This window comes from Nostoc sp. CmiVER01, assembly GCF_034531135.2.
Taxonomy (GTDB): Bacteria; Cyanobacteriota; Cyanobacteriia; order Cyanobacteriales; family Nostocaceae; genus Nostoc.
In genome coordinates this window covers 84,706-101,906 of the sequence record NZ_JAVRBU020000008.1, presented here as the reverse complement: position 1 = coordinate 101,906, position 17,201 = coordinate 84,706, and the positions used below count along the sequence as shown (strand labels likewise).

Genomic DNA, 17,201 nt, shown 5'->3' with positions numbered 1-17,201 from the left:
TAATTTTAGTAACCTATGCCGGAATTTATATTAAATTCAGCAGAGATTGCAAAGAAAGCAATGGATAGTGTTGATCCATCACTTAGCGATAAATTTATAATGGTCATACGATTTCTTTCGGATAACCCTGCTGCGGCTTCACCGCGAAAGGGTAAAAATCAGCCTATCGTCGGGACAGAAGAATATATTATTGCTAGTGCTACAAATTTCAAAACAGGTCGTGACCCACGAACACCCCTGCCACCTAGTACAATACCGGATGAAATGGTAAGTATCATCCTGAATAAGTATTTTGAAGTTTCGTATGAGGAATTGGGAAAAGCTGAAGAATTGCACCGCCTATCAATGGGGGCTGAGAATATTGTAGGGGATTTGCTAGAAAGGTACGTTACGACAGTTATTGAACCGCATGGATGGATATGGTGTTCTGGTTCTATAGTCAAAGCAGTTGATTTTATATATTTTGATAACAAAAATGTCTGGCAATTGCTACAAGTAAAAAATAGAGATAATACTGAAAACTCTTCTTCTGCCGCTATCCGTAAGGGAACCCCAATAAAAAAATGGTTCCGAACTTTTTCTAAAAAAAAGGGGGACAACTGGGCTAAATTCCCCTCATTGGAAGGAAAAGAAGAGCTTTCAGAAGAAGGCTTCAGATCGTATGTCGAAAAATACCTTGCTGCTTTAAGAGAGATAAAGTCCTAACTCTTATACAGTGTATGCTGTTGCTGTAAAAAGCGAACTTTGGATCGGTTTTATCTCTTCTAACGACTCACTAATTTTAGCTTCCCATAAAACATCATCGTTACCTTTATAACGTGAAAATGGGAAGTTCAAGGGGGGATGTTTTATCTTACCACTCATGTGTGCAAGGATCGCTTTACCTATTGCTTCTCCAAAACCGACAGGTACAGCATTCCCTATCTGCCGATATTGCTCGATGAGGGAACCACATACGACCCAACTGTCTGGAAATTGCTGAATACGTTTATATTCCTGAATACTTAACGGGCGCAGATGTTCTGGGTGACAGATATCCGTTGCTGGCATGGCTGGAGATGTCACTAAAGTACAGCTTGGTCTATCCCATGACAAGCGTCTAAAGAAACCAGTTTTCCCTCCACCTGAGTAATAGGATTTACCTAATGCTTCTTTCTGCAATTCTTCAGGTAGATGTTTCCAGTATTGACCCTCTTTTAACATTCTGTAATACTTTAGCCTCCCTTCTGGGAAATCGATATACTCTGCCTCACTTTGGCTTAAATCTGCAATAGATTCACGTAGGGTTATCCACCGATCAAGACCAAAATCACCATTTTCTGAATGTGTGGGGTATAAATAAGGAACCTTTTTCTCTCCACGATGGCAGATCATGACCACTCTTTCCCTAATTTGGGGGACACCATAATTTGCCGTGTTGTATAAGTTAAAACTGATACTGTAACCACCTTTACGAAGTTTATTCACAATATATTTCAAAGCACCACCTGGCATTTCTTCTCTGGATAAGGGAACACAGCCGCTTCCTCTTTCTGAGTGAGGGCGGTGCAGTAATGGTGCTGAAAGAAAACCTCTTACATTCTCGATGACAGCGTATTTTGGGCTTATTTCTAAGATAAGTTCAATGTACTTTAAGAATATATTGCCCCTCTCATCTTTGAAACCACGCCTTGCCCCTGCTGTGGAAAAAGCTTGGCAGGGTGGCCCGCCTAACATAATATCTACATCTTCTTTGGCTAGTTTGGCATGAACCAGGATATCCTGAGCAGTGTAAGACGCTATATTCCCCAAAAGTGCAATATCTGGCTTGTTTGCAACTATGGTCTGTCGGCAGTGCTTATCCACCTCACACGCAAGGGAAATTTCGATACCTGCTTTCTCAAAACCAAGATCCAGTCCCATAGCGCCTGAGAAAAAAGAAATGGCTTTAACTGCTTGGTGATGATTTTCCTTGCTCGTCCTATCTACAGGATAATTTCCCTTGATCCGGTTAATGTAATCTTCAACTGCCTCCGGCTCCATAACCCACACTTTCCCTACCTGCTGTCCCTTGATATCCCCACTACGCAATAGAGTACGAACCCTTTGCTCAGAAATACCTATTTTTGAAGCTGCTTCCTTTGTGGACAAATAGGGACAGTTTTTCATTTCGCACTCGAAACTTTTTTAAACCATAGATACCATTATCAAGCGGTTATGTCAACCGCTATTAAGTATAGAGATAAGTATTCGCAAAACCGACCGTTTGCGAGAATGATTTTATGTGCAGGTCAAATGTTGGACAACCTTCAAACTAACCATCAAACTAGACGACAACTAGACAAAATACTGTGCATATTTACTACTTGCCCAATGACTGCGATCGCAGGCGCACCAAATCCAGTTTGCTCTACCTGCTCTACAATTGTTTCTATAGTCCCAATCAATTCTTCTTGTTCTGGGCGCGTACCCCAGCGCACCAAAGCAATAGGTGTTTCTAAATTCAACCCAGCTGCACTTAACTGTTCCACAATATAAGGCAGATTGTGGATTCCCATATAAATTACAATGGTTTCGGAACCGTGCGCGATCGCATTCCAATCCACCTTCGGTCTATACTTACCCGCCGCTTCGTGACCAGTCACAAATGTAACTGAAGAACTATATAGCCGATGAGTTAATGGGATACCTGCATAAGCTGCGGCTGCAATACCCGATGTAATACCAGGCACAACTTCCGTTGGTATCCCAGCGTTGACTAATTCTTCCATCTCTTCGCCACCGCGACCAAAAATAAAAGGATCGCCACCCTTTAAGCGCACCACAATTGCATGATCCTGCGCTTTCTCAATCAGCAATTGAGTTGTTTCTTCTTGGAAGAGCGAATGTTTCCCCCTGCGCTTACCAGCGTTAATTTGCTCGGCTTGGGGATTAATCATTGCCAGAATTGCCGGACTCACTAAAGCATCATAGACAACTACATCTGCACATTCCAATAAACCTTTTGCCTTCAAGGTAATTAGTCCTGGATCTCCTGGCCCCGCACCTACTAAATAAACCTTTCCCAAATACTTATTCTCCTGTTTTTCTGTGCGGTTCATCTATCTGTTAAATCCCAAATTAGTTCGGCTAATTCTGCACTTGCTCCCAGTGGTTCTGCCAATTGGAAATTCACCGCAGGAAATTGTAATTTTAGCTCCTCTATTGAGGCCGCGATCGCATCGGTTATTCCACCTGCGAATAAAAAGTATGGCAAAATTGCAATTTCTTTATAACCAGCAGCTACCAACTCTTTCACTCGTGATTCTAAACTAGGAGGATTAGCCCAATAAGCAGCTACTATTCCTAAACTCGCTGCCATTGCTTCCACAGTTTCTTTAGAACCTGGGCGACGGCTACCATGAGCTAAGAGAATCCATGCTTCTGTTTTTATAGCAGCTATTTGTTTTGCCAGCAATTTATCTAAATTGGGATGAGAGCCTAAGTATGGTTGCAACTCAATCATGATATCTTGACCAATAGCCTGTTGTGCTAGTGCTACTTCGCCAGGGATATCTGTCATTACATGGACTCCCGGCAGCAGAAATAACGGTACAATTTTGAGGCGATTCTGGTTTTGAGATGGTTGGCGCTCACAAAAAGCCCTATTCGCAAATTCTTGAATCTGCTGGTGTAAAGGCTGAGGATTCATTTCCAAAGCAGCTATACCAACCTGATGTACACTATTTAATGCGTTGTGGTTTTCTGACAATTTGTTATGTACCAGCTTTGCTAGTTGTTGCATGGCAATTTCTGGGCGGCGATCGCGGCTTCCGTGAGATACTAGCAGATAGGCAGATGACATCGGCAAAGCTTGAACTCTCAGTGACTAATTATCATATCTTACTTAATATTAAGCTGGTGGTAATAAGTACTGTTGTGATTATTGAAACTATTATCAATTAATAAATAGAAGTATTTTTAATTACTTTTATCGGGAACTCCAAAAATTAAATTACTCAATTCCTACATCCAAGACAACTATCAGCTTCTGCTTCCCCTGCTCCCTCATCTTCCCCTGCTTCCTCTGCTCCTTACCTTATTGTTTCTCAGCAGTGTAAGTATAAAATTGATCAAAAGCTCCCACCGTTTCAAATTTGTAAGAAGGTATCCAAGAGTTTATTTTTAAATCTGTACGGTAAATGCTAAAAATAATATAATTTTGTCTTTCTGTAGTCCTGGCAATAATTTCTTGGATTTGCGGGTTAGCCGAGTCAACCAACTTATCACAATTAAAACGAATTAAATTTTCTATAATATTGGTAGTTTTTTTGCATACATCGGTTTTTAAGTATTCTGTCAGCCGTTGCACTGCATATTCTTCATACTCAACCTGACTGGGATTGGTGTTCGCCATTGTCATACCCAAGGCGGCGAGTCCTGCTGCTGCACCAGTATATGCAATGATCGTTAAGGGTTTCATATTTGCCAAAAATTCATTATAATTGTTAGATTTCAGAGACTCTAAATCAACTAAGTCCGTTCCTTAAATAAAAACCCTTGATCGCTTGCCAAATTATTGCTATAATCAAAACTGTTGAATGGCGAGCGTAGCCAAGTGGTTAAGGCAGTGGTTTGTGGTACCACCATTCGTGGGTTCAATTCCCATCGTTCGCCCTAAATAATTTCATATTAATATTTATACTCCTGTAAAAGGTAGGTTGTGTGGTGTTAACACTCATAACCATCACTTTAACAAGGATCTGTCATTTATAGCTTTATAGACTTGGAAAGATTGTAAGGCGACTATAATTCATTAGCTTATCTTATAAAAAATGATGTACGTAAGCAACATCTGTCGTTAGGATAAGACAGGGGGCAGAAGGCAAGAGGGTTTTAGCCTCGTTTCAGCCGATCGAACGAGTCCTCAATCCCTACTGCTCGATTACTTTGGCGAAGCATGAGCGAGGGAATGGATGCTGAATTTTCAAACCTTATTTGAATCGATACCGGGATTGTATATCGTCTACTCACTCGACTTTGTGATTGTCGCGGGAAGTGATGCTTACTTCCGGGCAACGAAGACAAAACGAGAAGAGGTCGTTGGTCGTCATCTATTCGAGGTTTTTCCAGACAATCCCGACGATCCGAATGCAAACGGCGTTCAGAATTTACGTGCCTCGTTGTCTAATGTAATCAAGCATCGCCTGCCTCACACGATGGCAGTGCAGAAGTATGACATTCGCCGCCCGGAATCAGAAGGGAGTGGCTTTGAAGAGCGGTACTGGATGGTAACTAACTCGCCAGTCTTTGGTGAAAACGGTGAGATGACGCACATTATTCACCGAGCCGAAGATGTTACCGAGTTGCTGCGGGTGCAGCAGCAGCAAAATGAACAGCATCAACTCAATCAATCACTCCAAACTCGTAGCGAGCAGATGGAGATGGAAATATATGCCAGAGCGCAGGAGTTAAAGCAGGTCAACGAACAACTGCAAGTCAGTGAACAGCAGCTTCAACTCATCCTTAAGACCAACAAACTCGGCTCCTGGCAATTTGATCTCAAAACAGAGGTTCTGTCTACTTCTGACCAGTGCAAAGTCAACTATGGTTTACCCATTGAGGCTGATTTCTCGCACCAAGTTCTGATGGAGCGGATTCATCCAGAGGATCGGACTTGGGTGCAAGCGGCAATTCAAGACTCGATTACCAACCGCACCGATTACAATGTGGAGTACCGCACCCTTTGGAACGATCGCAGCACGCACTGGGTACTCGTTCGGGGTTGTGTAATTGACGATGAGGCGGGCAATCCTGAGCGGATGATCGGGATTTCACTCGATATTAGCGATCGCAAAATTGCCGAAGCTGACCTACGGGAAGCCCATGTGCAATGGGAGTCCGCTTTAGCGGCAGGAGCGATTTACACATGGCGGTGGAAGATTCCCGATAATCTGGTGACCGTGAATGCAGCCTTTGCTCACTTGTTTGGCGTTGACTCAGCAAAGGCGACGACCGGCTTACCAATTGAACTATTTATACAGGCGATACACGAAGAAGACCGCCCACGAGTAGTTGCAGCCATTAACCAAGCGATTGAAACTGGCGAAGAATACATAAGTGAGTACCGCATTTATACGGCGATGAGCGAGGAGCGCTGGGTTGCGGCACGCGGTCGCGTTGAATATGCTGCTGATGGCAAAGCGATCACTTTTCCTGGGGCACTGGCAGACATCACTGAACGCAAACAAGCCGAATCCGCTTGGCAACAGATTTCTGCCGAACTCGAACGACAACTGCGAAAGTTCGATGCGCTCGCCTCTTCTGTACCCGATTTTATTTATACATTCGATCTGTTTGGACGGTTCACTTACATCAATCAGCCATTGCTTGACCTCTTACAGAAAACATCGGCCCAAGTCCTCGGCAAAAACTTTTTTGACCTGGATTATCCAACCGATTTAGCAACCCGACTTCAAAATCAGATTCAGCAAGTCATCAAGACGGGTCAACCGCTCAAAGATGAAACGCCGTACACAAGTGCATTAGGCACGCGGGCTTATGAATACATTTTCGTCCCGCTTTTGGGCATAAATGGCGCAGTAGAAGCGGTGGCAGGTGTGACGCGAGATATTAGCGATCGCAAGCAAATCGAAGCGACTGTGAAAGCCAGCAACGAACGGCTGAAGCTGCTTTCAGAAGTTGCCAACGATCTTTTGCTCAACCAAGATCCCAAGCAGTTTTTAGCCAGTTTGTTTCAAAAGATTTCAACTCATTTGGGACTCGAAGTTTATTTAAATTACTTGTTTGAAGAAGACCAGCAACGCCTTCAGCTAAATACTTATGGGGGCATCTCAGAGGAGATTGCTTTATCTGTTAAATTTTTGCAGTTAGGGCAAGGGGTGTGTGGTTATGCGGTGCAACATCGCCAACCCGCTGTTGTTGAAAATGCGCTCTTAACAAACAATTCCTTCGCCATTCCAGTTCAGTCAATTGGTATCAGAGCTTATGCAAGTCATCCACTGATTGTGGGCGATGCCTGCGGCGGGCAAGGCCAACGCGTCTTGGGCACTCTGGGACTAGGAACTCGTCAGCGCGATCGCTTTACCCGTGACGAACTTGACCTCATGGAAACAGTTGCCAATCAAGTCGCTGCTGCCTTAGAACGATCGCACTTGGTTGCAGAGCTACAGGCACGCGCTGAAGCATTAGATCAAACTAATCGCATTAAAGATGAGTTCCTGGCGGTTCTTTCCCATGAACTGAGAACGCCCATGAATCCAATTCTGGGTTGGTCAAAGCTGTTGCAGCAGGGAAAGCTAAATGCAGAAAAAACGAATATTGCGATCGCCACGATCAAGCGCAACGCCCAGCTTCAGGTGCAACTGATCGATGACTTGCTAGACATTTCCCGGATTCTGCAAGGCAAAATGAGCTTATCAACCTTACCCATTGACCTGAATACAGTGATTCGGGCGGCGCTGGAAACGGTTCGGCTAGCCGCAGAAGCCAAGTCAATCCAAATTCAGATGATCGTCTCACCTGTTCTAGGAGTGGTAGTCGGGGATGCAGGGCGATTGCAGCAGGTCGTGTGGAATCTGCTGTCGAATGCCATTAAGTTTACTCCTATTGGGGGGCAAGTCACGATTGCGCTATCCCAAGTTGAAAATCATGCCCAAATTCAAATCACTGATACCGGAAAAGGAATTAGTGCCGATTTTCTGCCCTACGTGTTTGAACATTTCCGGCAAGAAGATAGCGCAACCACCCGCAAATTTGGCGGGCTAGGGTTGGGACTGGCGATTGTACGCCAAATTGTGGAAATGCACGGTGGAACAGTCACAGTAGACACTCCAGGTGTTGAGCTAGGAGCAATATTCACAGTTCAAATTCCGCTTGCACCTCAATTAACTGAAGCACCAATCTTAAAACAATCACCCGTTAAGGAGAGTGATTTGAGCGGCATTCACATTTTAGTCGTCGATGATGAAACGGACTCGCGGGAGTTCATCGCTTTTGTTTTAGAGCAACATGGCGCGATCGTCACTGCTGTTGCATCTGGGGCTGATGCACTACAAGCATTTACTCAATCCATTCCCAAGCTCATCATCAGTGACATTGGGATGCCAGAGATGGATGGTTATATGCTGATCCGGCAAATTCGCGCCCTTCCACCTCAGCAAGGGGGAAAAATTCCCGCTATTGCCTTAACAGCTTATGCCGGAGAACTCGATCAACTGCAAGCGATCGCCGCCGGATTTCAACGTCACGTTGCCAAACCCATTGATCCAGAAGTTTTGGTGGCGATCGCCGTCGAAATGTAGACTTGTATGCTCTTCCCTTAAATGATATTCTAAAAATTAGATCAAGCAGTTGAGGGCGTGACAAGTTGTGCCCAAATTGTTATAGAGTTACTTAATAACATCTATCAAAAGAAATAAAAATTGTATACCTTTAGTTAGAGCAAAAAATACTGAGTCATAGATACTTTAGGTAAAGAAGAACACGGTTTAAGTGCCTGCTGAAAAGTTGATAATTGTAGGTACACAGATAAATACAATTTATCTGTGTTATTTCGTGTTTATATATGGTCTAACAAAAGGTAGTGGCTTATTTGCCTTGCCTTGAAAGTCAACAATGCAAACATCGTCATCTAATGGAGTTGCCATGTCTGAATTGCTTCAAGCAGTCTTAGATAGTGAAGAAAAAAGTGATTTGCGTTCCTTTCTTAGTGAATTACGCCAACAAGAAAAGAAATACTTGCTGCGGAACGACATACTGAATGTATATAGTGAGTATTGCTCAAAGTCTCAGAAACCCGAGGAATTTTATACTACCTCTGAGTTAGGCAAACTGATTTACTATACTCAAGAAATTATTCAGGAGGACTCAAACTTTTGTTTCATTATCCGTTCTAAGATTGCCAGCCAAGAAGTTTATTGGTTGACATCAGACTTAAGCATTGAGGCGATGACTGTGCAGGATTTGCTCGATCTGCGCGATCGCTTGGTGAACAAATATCATCCCAACGAGGGCGACCTGCTAGAATTGGACTTCGGCCCCTTTTATGACTACACCCCAGTCATCCGCGACCCCAAAAATATTGGTAAGGGGGTACAATTTCTCAACCGCTATCTATCCAGCAAAATATTTCAAGACTCCAAACAATTGCTAGATAGCTTATTGAATTTTTTGCGCCTGCACCACTACAACGGTGTGCAACTGCTGCTTAACGATCGCATTCAATCACAGCAGCAACTTTCCGAGCAAGTTAAGAAAGCGATCGGTTTTGTTAGTAATCGCCCCGAAGAGGAACCTTACGAACAATTCCGCTTCCAATTGCAGTCAATGGGTTTTGAACCAGGTTGGGGTAACACCGCAGCGCGAGTCCGGGAAACTTTAAGTATTCTCGATGAATTGATTGATTCTGCCGATCCTCTGACCCTAGAAGCCTTTATTTCTCGTGTCCCGATGATTTTTAGAATCGTTTTGGTGTCAGCTCACGGTTGGTTTGGACAAGAGGGAGTGTTGGGTCGTCCTGATACCGGCGGTCAGGTAGTTTACGTACTTGACCAGGCAAAGAGCCTAGAGAAGCAGCTACAAGAAGATGTTCTGCTTGCGGGTTTAGAGAAATTGAATGTTGAGCCAAAGGTGATTATTCTCACCCGCTTGATTCCCAATAGTGATGGCACCCTTTGTAATCAACGGCTAGAAAAAGTCCTTGGTACCGAAAATGCCTGGATTTTGCGAGTGCCTTTACGGGAATTTAATCCCAACATGACTCAAAACTGGATTTCCCGGTTTGAGTTTTGGCCTTATCTAGAAACTTTTGCCATTGATTCAGAAAGAGAACTACGAGCAGAATTTCACGGCACACCTGACTTAATAGTTGGAAACTATACTGATGGAAATTTAGTAGCATTCTTGCTGGCGCGACGGCTGAAAGTTACCCAATGCAATGTTGCCCATGCTTTAGAAAAATCTAAATACTTATTCAGTAACCTCTACTGGCAAGAATTAGAGGATAAATATCATTTTTCATTACAATTCACAGCTGACTTGATTGCAATGAATGCTGCTAATTTTGTGATCAGTAGCACCTACCAAGAAATTGTGGGAACACCAGATAGTGTGGGACAGTACGAGTCTTATAAGTGCTTCACCATGCCAGAGTTATATCATGTGACTAATGGCATTGAATTATTTAGTCCCAAATTTAATGTCGTACCGCCTGGAGTAAACGAAAATAATTACTTCCCCTACACCCGGACTAAAGACCGAGTAGAGAGCGATCGCCAACGCCTTGCAGAAACACTCTTTACTCTAGAAGACCCCACGCAAATCTTTGGCAAACTCGACGATCCTAACAAGCGCCCTCTCTTCTCAATGGCGCGTCTTGACCACATCAAAAACCTCACAGGTTTAGCTGAATGTTATGGTCAAAGTAAAGAATTACAAGAGCATTGCAATTTAATTTTAGTGGCGGGTAAATTGCGCGTCGAAGAATCAGGCGACAACGAAGAACGTGACGAAATTATCAAACTTTACCAAATCATTGAGGAATACAATCTTCACGGCAAGATTCGTTGGTTGGGTGTGCGCCTGACTAAAACTGATTCTGGTGAAATTTACCGAGTCATTGCCGATCATCAAGGGATTTTTGTACAACCAGCTTTATTTGAAGCTTTTGGTTTGACAATTTTAGAGTCGATGGTTTCAGGATTACCGACTTTTGCTACACAGTTTGGTGGGCCACTGGAGATTATTCAAGATAAGGTTAATGGCTTTTTGATTAACCCTACAAATTTAGACGAGACAGCCACAAAAATTGTGGATTTTCTCACTAAATGCGAACAAAATCCTAATTATTGGAATGAAATTTCGCAGCGAGGAATTGATCGAGTTTATAGCACCTATACTTGGAAAATTCATACTAGCAAGCTGTTATCATTAGCACGGATTTATGGCTTCTGGAACTTTAACTCGAAGGAGAATCGGGAAGATTTATTACGTTATCTTGAGGCTTTGTTCTATTTAATTTACAAGCCAAGAGCGCAACAGCTATTAGAGCAGCATAAATACCGTTAGTTTGTTATTTGTCATTTGTCATTAGCTAAAGACTAAAGACAAATGACTAAATTGTTAACGCCCGCCAAGTTCGTTGACCAACTACTCCATCTGTTGCTAAATTCTGCTGATTTTGAAAGGCTTTGACAGCAGTTTCTGTCAGTGCGCCGTAAATTCCATCCACTCTAACGGCATAACCGTTAGATACTAACAACCGTTGTAAGGCTCTGACAGCAACACCAGAGCTACCGAAAGAAAGAGTCGGCATAGGTTGACTACTAAACTTTTGAAACTGTCCTGTAGCCTTTGTACGGACTTTATCTTCAGACTGGGGATACTTATTAGACTTACCTAAGTTAGAAGAACCTAGTTTCGGATTCTTTTTGCTGATTTTCTTAAGTATATGTTTTTTTTCTGGTGCGATCGCACAGGAATAAGCCTGAGAAATCCAATCCGTCTGCATGAATTCAGGTGGTGTGACTTGAGCAGTTATTTCTAACTGACTCTGTTTTGATTGGTTTACGTCATTCTCCATCTGAACTAATTGCTGCTGTGGCAAATTGGCTCCAGATGCTTGTCTTATTGTTAACACGCTCGTCATCATCAGGCCAATTTCAGTCATTGTAGTTCATTTCACTTCAACCAATATTTCTTTTAACCAACAACATTGCTAATGTGCAATATAGTGCATACTGACCAATAAAAAGTCATGTAATAATTTTTCATATAATATTTTCATGAGCATATTTGCTCACCTCCTTTTCCATCTAATCAGATTAACATGATTAGTTTTGTGCTTTTTTTATCTTTAATCAAACCATGAACTTGGAAAATATGGTATCTAAATCAACGGTTTAGACAATAACATACTATACGATCATCTGGGAATATCATCAAACAAATTTGCCTACTTATCTTGAATCTACCTTGATATGCTGATGTAGCTTTTCTCATATTTATACTGCCAGTAAAAATACTACTGGATTCATGAGTCATTTTTTAAGTATTGATTTATCCAACATTTGGCAATAATTATAAACTCTTAATTCTAAACAATTTCTTTTCCCTCAAAGGGGCTATAAACCTTTTATCAATTACTGTTATTTTGTAAGATACATGCCAATCTTCACAGTATTATCTGGTTTTATCGGCTTTGCTTTAGGAGTATTCAGGGAAAATTTATAAATATTTGCTTTGTCGTATTCTTGGAAAGCCCATACTTTGACCTGAATAAAATAAAACCGTACAACGTTGTTGCACAGTCTTGAATTTTAACTAGAATTTAGATTACTACATGACAAAATTACACAGTAGGATTGGACATTATGTCTGTGCAATTCTTTTACCCAACCTGTGTTAATTTTTGTTAAAATTTTAAATATTGAAAAAGAAGCACCTTAATAAAAAGTGCGTAGACGTAGCCCCTTAGAGATATCGCTTAATACACCCAGTTGTAGATACTGAAATTTTTACCTTTTCTCATCTCGCCACAAAGCAATACCGCCTAACAAACCAGCGACATTAGGGATGAGTTTTACATTTAACGGTAGCTGTAAATTCACTCTCACAGCTTCACCGCCGCCAATGTAAAGGCAATCATAATTGAACAGATGTTGCAAGGATGCGATCGCTTTTTCTAAACGCTTATTCCATCTTTTCTCACCAATTTTTTCTAACTCTGCACGCCCCAACTGCTGCTCGAAAGTTTCTCCTTTACGAAACGGGTGATGTCCCATTTCCATATTCGGCACTAGCTTACCATCTACAAATAAAGCTGAACCAAACCCCGTACCCAGAGTAATCACCAATTCCACACCTTTACCTGCGATCGCACCAAACCCCTGCATGTCTGCATCATTAATTACCCGTACAGGCTTGTTTAAGTGTTTTAATAATGCTGTTTCCAAATCAAATCCGATCCAATCTGGATGTAGGTTTACCGCAGTTTCCGTGACTCCACTCCGCACCACACCGGGAAAACCGACTGAAACGCGATGAAATTCACCTTGAGCGGCTGCTAACACAACAATTGCATTAATTACAACCTCTGGTGTAGCAGGTTGGGGTGTATCTAAACGCGCTCTTTCGGTTACAGGATTCCCCGTAATATCCAAAACCATAGCCTTAACGCCACTACCGCCAATATCAACCGATAGGGTGCGAATCGATCCATTTTCGTTAACCATTGATTTACATCCTTCTTACTGCTTGTTGCCTAGTTATTATCCTCTGCTGCATCTTAATAATATCTGGATATTTGGAGAGTCTTTATATTGGTGGGAAGTGGGGAGGTAGGGGGAGAATAACCAATGACTAATGTCTAATAGATTTGCTAATGTAAGAATAATGGAAATAGTACAGGCGTAGCTGTTTAAAATCTATCGGGCAGCAAATTTCTATTAAAAGGAATATAAGAGAAAGAATTATGACAACATTTGAACCAAAGAGTCTCCGCTTTTATAGCCAAGATGATGTTCAACAAATTTTACAATTAGCGATCGCTCGTCAAGCTGACGATAAAGATACAGAATTTTCTTATGAGCAGATATTAGAAATTGCTGCTGAGTTAGAAATTTTACCTGAGTCTTTAAAGTTAGCAGAACGCGATTGGGTAATACAACAGGGACAAGTTCAACGCCGAAAGGCTTTTGACGCTTACCGCATCAGAAGATTTCAGAAGCGGCTAGGGAATTATGCAATTTTCAATGGCTTTTTTATACTCCTAAATTTAATCACTGGTGGCGGAATTTCTTGGTCGCTGTACATTTTGCTATTCTGCGGATTGCCTGTAGGACTGGATGTCTGGAATACCTTTCAAATGAAAGACGAAGAGTATGAAATGGCCTTCCAGAAATGGAATCGTAAGCATGAGATTAAGAAAACCATCAGTACAGTTTTGAATAAGTGGTTTAAGGCATTACAGGCTTAATAGATTTGCTTGGCTTTAGCTTACCCTCACCCAGAAGCAAGCTACGCACAGCATTTAGTAAACCAGCTCGTCGTAAACATCACTAATTCAAAAAAATACCCCGCAGGAGAATTCGGGGTAACATTTAGCGCAATATTGGTTCTGTAATACCACTGAAAGTTAATTTGAATAAACACAGCACTTATTAGGATTAAAATTGATGTTATATCATGTCCGTGTAATTAGTTATGCTAACCACAGTCATTACACCCCACCCCCAACCCCTCCCCGCTTGCTCTTAGGGTAGACAAAGCGTAGCTTTGGCGGGGTGGGGTTCTTCGGGTTTAATAAGCAATCAAGCGGACATGATATTATTTGATTGCCTGAAGTATTCTTTCTATCTTTCTACGGATATGACACTCTATCAATAGTGTGAAAGTTGTAATACTTGTAATAATTCTAATTCTGGGATTGCTGTTATTTAATATGATTTTTTATCAACCTTTACCTGTCCCAAAACTAATTTATTTGTACTTGCCCAAGCACTTACTATTTGAATTGTACTTTGGTTAGTACTCTGATCATAAGAACCACATAAAGTTTTTCCGTCAATTGCAATTACTTCCCCAGCCGTGATTCTCTGTATTGATTTCATCCAGTTGAAAAAAACACTCTTGAAATTCAAAGTAACCTGACTTTTTTTTACGATCTTCTGAGCAGAGTGAGCGCTGACTAATGTGTTCTAGCTGTGATATAGTCTGCGATCGCCATTAGAGGTTGTGCTTTATCTCCAAAATCAACAAGTTCAGCTTTGGCTAGGTCAACTAATTCTTGGCTCTTGCGTTTTGATTCCTCAATACCCCATAAACTGGGATACGTTACTTTCTGTGCCTTTTGGTCTTTGCCTGGGGTTTTACCGAGTTCTTCTTGTGTCCCAATTACATCCAAAACATCATCAACAATTTGAAAAGCTAGACCAATGTAGGAAGCATAACAAGAAAGCTTTTGCACGATTTCGTTGTCAGCTTTCGCTAGCATTGCACCTGAGAGAATGGAAGCTTCTAACAAAGCTCCTGTTTTGTGAGCATGAATAAAGTTGAGGGTTTCGATGTCAATATTCTGCAATCCCTCAGATTGTAAATCAACAACTTGACCGCCAACCAGACCTGTTGCTGCTACTGCATGAGCCAACTTAGCAACAACCTGCAATAACTGCTGGGCAGCAACTCCTTTGGTTTGAAGCACAAGAAACTCAAAAGCGTAGGCTAAAAGCGCATCACCAGCTAGAACGGCAATGTTTTCGCCATAAATTTTATGGTTAGTTAACTTGCCGCGTCGATAGTCATCATTATCCATTGTGGGTAAATCGTCATGGATCAAAGAAAAGGTGTGAATCATTTCCAGCGTACAAGCAGTAGGCATCGCCATCTCGACTGTGCCTCCAACCAGTTCACAACAGGCAAGACATAGAATCGGGCGTAGACGCTTTCCTCCAGCCAGCAGAGAATAGCGCATGGATTCGTAGAGTATTTCTGGATAGACTACAGTGATCGATTGTTCAAGCGCTGCTTCAACTTGCGATCGCCGTTCTGATAAATAAGCTTTAAGGTCAAAGCTAGTTTTTTTAACAGATGACCATTCAAAGACTTGAGTATTCGCCATAAATAATTCATTTTTAAGATTACAGTACTACACCTAACCGATAAAAGCTGGTTGGAGGGAACTATCAAACAACATTCTGCTTATTTCAAAGACAGCAATTTGTCACGACGACATTTAATTTAATCACTGTAAAAAAAGTCAGGTTTATCCTTACCTCAGCGCCCAATTTCGACATCTTCCAGGATGCCAAGTGCATCGGGAATGAGTATAACTGCACTGTAGTAGGCAGTGACAAGATAAGAAACGATCGCTTTTTCGTTGATACCCGAAAACCGCACAGACAAACTGGGTTGGTATTCATCAGGGATACCCGTTTTGTGTAGACCTATCACCCCTTGGTTTTCTTCTCCAGTCCGGAATATCAAAATAGAGCTAGTGCCCTCTTTAGTGATCGGAATTTTGTTACAAGGAAAAATCGGATAGTTGCGCCATGCAGGTACAATCTTTCCGTTGACTTCCGTGCTTGGAGAATAGATTCCACGACGGTTACACTCCCGGCTAAAAGCAGCGATCGCGCGAGGGTGAGCTAGGAAAAAATGGGATTTGCGCCGCCGAGAAAGCAATTCATCAAAATCATCTGGAGTCGGTGGCCCGGTGCGGGTAAAGATGCGTTGCTTAAGATCGGCATTGTGCAACAATCCAAAATCAGGATTATTCAGCATTTCGTATTCTTGCCGTTCCCGCAAAGCTTCGATAGTCAGCCGTAATTGTTGCTCCGTCTGGTTCATGGGTTCGTTGTAGAGGTCAGCAACTCGTGTATTCACCCGTAAAATAGTTTGAGCGAGGCTTAACTCATATTCCCGTGGTTTCAAGTCGTAATCAACAAATGTCCTGGGTAACTCAGTTTCCTGACTATGACCCGCAGTCATGGCGATCGCCGCTTGATTATGCCTATCTTGAGGTTTGCTCAATATAGCTCTAAAGCGATCAACCTGAGCCTGAAGCGTTGCAGACTGGTTCATCAACTCCCGAAACGCCTGTACTGGCAAAGACAAAACTATGCAGCGCGTAACAGATCTCAGGCTAACCTCCCAAGTTTCCTGAGATAGAACTATAGCTTCGCCACCAAAACAATCGCCATCAGCTAAGATATCCCGTAAAGCTTCCGCCTCATATTTGCCTGCCTTCAGCTTATTAACTTTACCATGAGCAATTAATAACACCTGGTCGGCTGGTTGACCTTCCTGTACAATTACCTCACCTGGGGCAAATTCTTGTTGTACAAAGCGGTCTGCTAAAGCGTTGAGTACCTCAATATCCTCAAAACCACGCAGTAAAGATAGTTCACAAAGGGCTTGGGGAATGACCCGCACCTGGGCCCCTGTATTGGTAAAGCTGACCCGTCCGTTACCAACATCATAGGTCAAGCGACGGTTAACCCGATAGGCTCCACCCTTAACTTGCACCCAAGGCAACATCTGTAACAACCACCTGGGGGTAATGCCTTGCATCTGGGGCGGAGTTTTCGTGGTTGTGGCTAAATTCCGCGCCCCTTTTGTGCTTAAGCTCATCTGGAGTTGCCTGTTTTCTTGCTCTAAATCAGGCCTAATCAAAGCATCTGTCATAAAGTTAACGTTTCATGCAACTAAATTTACATTCCTAAGAG

At 42.3% G+C, this 17,201-nt stretch carries 12 protein-coding genes, 1 tRNA gene and 1 pseudogene; 5 read left to right on the top strand and 9 right to left on the bottom strand.

The features are described 5' to 3' along the window. Positions 1-15: 15 nt before the first annotated feature. Positions 16-705, top strand: coding sequence for a SinI family restriction endonuclease (locus RMZ43_RS14990; protein ID WP_322653406.1), 690 nt, complete (start codon positions 16-18; stop codon positions 703-705). Positions 706-708: 3 nt separating this feature from the next. Here the strand turns inward: RMZ43_RS14990 and RMZ43_RS14985 are convergent, their stop codons facing one another. The 4 genes from RMZ43_RS14985 to RMZ43_RS14970 all read right to left on the bottom strand — a co-directional run bounded on the left by RMZ43_RS14985 (position 709) and on the right by RMZ43_RS14970 (position 4,441). Next, positions 709-2,148 carry a DNA cytosine methyltransferase gene (locus RMZ43_RS14985; RefSeq protein ID WP_322653405.1) on the bottom strand — a complete coding sequence of 480 codons (1,440 nt, stop codon included), beginning with the start codon at positions 2,146-2,148 and terminating at the stop codon, positions 709-711. Between the two features lie 152 nt (positions 2,149-2,300). Beyond that, a complete protein-coding gene (gene cobA / locus RMZ43_RS14980; RefSeq protein WP_322653404.1) occupies positions 2,301-3,080 on the bottom strand; it encodes a uroporphyrinogen-III C-methyltransferase in 780 nt (259 codons plus the stop codon). Then, positions 3,077-3,823: a sirohydrochlorin chelatase gene (locus tag RMZ43_RS14975; RefSeq protein WP_322651545.1), complete on the bottom strand. Its 747-nt coding sequence runs from the start codon at positions 3,821-3,823 to the stop codon at positions 3,077-3,079. The genes cobA and RMZ43_RS14975 overlap by 4 nt, the downstream gene beginning before the upstream one ends. A gap of 234 nt (positions 3,824-4,057) precedes the next feature. Beyond that, positions 4,058-4,441: a DUF4359 domain-containing protein gene (locus RMZ43_RS14970; RefSeq protein WP_322651544.1), complete on the bottom strand. Its 384-nt coding sequence runs from the start codon at positions 4,439-4,441 to the stop codon at positions 4,058-4,060. Between the two features lie 121 nt (positions 4,442-4,562). Here RMZ43_RS14970 and RMZ43_RS14965 point away from each other — a divergent pair. The 3 genes from RMZ43_RS14965 (at position 4,563) to RMZ43_RS14955 (ending at position 11,046) form a co-directional block, all read left to right on the top strand. Then, positions 4,563-4,635: transfer RNA gene (locus RMZ43_RS14965), tRNA-His, on the top strand. A gap of 299 nt (positions 4,636-4,934) precedes the next feature. Then, positions 4,935-8,282, top strand: coding sequence for a PAS domain-containing hybrid sensor histidine kinase/response regulator (locus RMZ43_RS14960; protein ID WP_322653403.1), 3,348 nt, complete (start codon positions 4,935-4,937; stop codon positions 8,280-8,282). A 343-nt stretch (positions 8,283-8,625) separates the two neighbouring features. After that, positions 8,626-11,046 carry a sucrose synthase gene (locus tag RMZ43_RS14955; RefSeq protein ID WP_322653515.1) on the top strand — a complete coding sequence of 807 codons (2,421 nt, stop codon included), beginning with the start codon at positions 8,626-8,628 and terminating at the stop codon, positions 11,044-11,046. 46 nt (positions 11,047-11,092) lie between these two features. Here RMZ43_RS14955 and RMZ43_RS14950 read toward each other — a convergent pair whose 3' ends face one another. After that, positions 11,093-11,647: a peptidoglycan-binding domain-containing protein gene (locus RMZ43_RS14950; protein ID WP_322653402.1), complete on the bottom strand. Its 555-nt coding sequence runs from the start codon at positions 11,645-11,647 to the stop codon at positions 11,093-11,095. A gap of 847 nt (positions 11,648-12,494) precedes the next feature. Then, the gene (locus tag RMZ43_RS14945) at positions 12,495-13,211 is read right to left on the bottom strand and encodes an ROK family protein (RefSeq protein ID WP_322651541.1); all 717 of its coding nucleotides are present in this window, start codon (positions 13,209-13,211) and stop codon (positions 12,495-12,497) included. A gap of 239 nt (positions 13,212-13,450) precedes the next feature. Between RMZ43_RS14945 and RMZ43_RS14940 the strand changes: the two genes are divergently transcribed. After that, positions 13,451-13,954 (top strand): 2TM domain-containing protein, encoded by a 504-nt coding sequence (locus tag RMZ43_RS14940; RefSeq protein WP_322653401.1) that lies wholly within the window; start codon positions 13,451-13,453, stop codon positions 13,952-13,954. A gap of 463 nt (positions 13,955-14,417) precedes the next feature. On the opposite strand, the pseudogene RMZ43_RS14935 reads toward RMZ43_RS14940, so the two are convergent. From RMZ43_RS14935 to RMZ43_RS14925, 3 genes and pseudogenes are all read right to left on the bottom strand, one after another. After that, a pseudogene (locus tag RMZ43_RS14935) lies at positions 14,418-14,612 on the bottom strand (ISAs1 family transposase); the annotation flags it as partial. Between the two features lie 53 nt (positions 14,613-14,665). Next, positions 14,666-15,595, bottom strand: a complete 930-nt coding sequence (gene crtE / locus RMZ43_RS14930) for a geranylgeranyl diphosphate synthase CrtE (protein ID WP_322653400.1) — start codon at positions 15,593-15,595, stop codon at positions 14,666-14,668. A 155-nt stretch (positions 15,596-15,750) separates the two neighbouring features. Continuing rightward, the gene (locus RMZ43_RS14925) at positions 15,751-17,160 is read right to left on the bottom strand and encodes a family 2B encapsulin nanocompartment shell protein (RefSeq protein ID WP_322653399.1); all 1,410 of its coding nucleotides are present in this window, start codon (positions 17,158-17,160) and stop codon (positions 15,751-15,753) included. Between the last annotated feature and the right edge of the window lie 41 nt (positions 17,161-17,201).

Excerpts from the sequence above, each read along its gene's own strand:
- RMZ43_RS14990 (WP_322653406.1), top strand. The coding sequence starts at position 16 with ATGCCGGAATTTATATTAAATTCAGCAGAGATTGCAAAGAAAGCAATG.
- RMZ43_RS14985 (WP_322653405.1), bottom strand. The coding sequence starts at position 2,148 with ATGAAAAACTGTCCCTATTTGTCCACAAAGGAAGCAGCTTCAAAAATA.
- cobA (WP_322653404.1), bottom strand. The coding sequence starts at position 3,080 with ATGAACCGCACAGAAAAACAGGAGAATAAGTATTTGGGAAAGGTTTAT.
- RMZ43_RS14975 (WP_322651545.1), bottom strand. The coding sequence starts at position 3,823 with ATGTCATCTGCCTATCTGCTAGTATCTCACGGAAGCCGCGATCGCCGC.
- RMZ43_RS14970 (WP_322651544.1), bottom strand. The coding sequence starts at position 4,441 with ATGAAACCCTTAACGATCATTGCATATACTGGTGCAGCAGCAGGACTC.
- RMZ43_RS14960 (WP_322653403.1), top strand. The coding sequence starts at position 4,935 with ATGCTGAATTTTCAAACCTTATTTGAATCGATACCGGGATTGTATATC.
- RMZ43_RS14955 (WP_322653515.1), top strand. The coding sequence starts at position 8,626 with ATGTCTGAATTGCTTCAAGCAGTCTTAGATAGTGAAGAAAAAAGTGAT.
- RMZ43_RS14950 (WP_322653402.1), bottom strand. The coding sequence starts at position 11,647 with ATGACTGAAATTGGCCTGATGATGACGAGCGTGTTAACAATAAGACAA.
- RMZ43_RS14945 (WP_322651541.1), bottom strand. The coding sequence starts at position 13,211 with ATGGTTAACGAAAATGGATCGATTCGCACCCTATCGGTTGATATTGGC.
- RMZ43_RS14940 (WP_322653401.1), top strand. The coding sequence starts at position 13,451 with ATGACAACATTTGAACCAAAGAGTCTCCGCTTTTATAGCCAAGATGAT.
- crtE (WP_322653400.1), bottom strand. The coding sequence starts at position 15,595 with ATGGCGAATACTCAAGTCTTTGAATGGTCATCTGTTAAAAAAACTAGC.
- RMZ43_RS14925 (WP_322653399.1), bottom strand. The coding sequence starts at position 17,160 with ATGACAGATGCTTTGATTAGGCCTGATTTAGAGCAAGAAAACAGGCAA.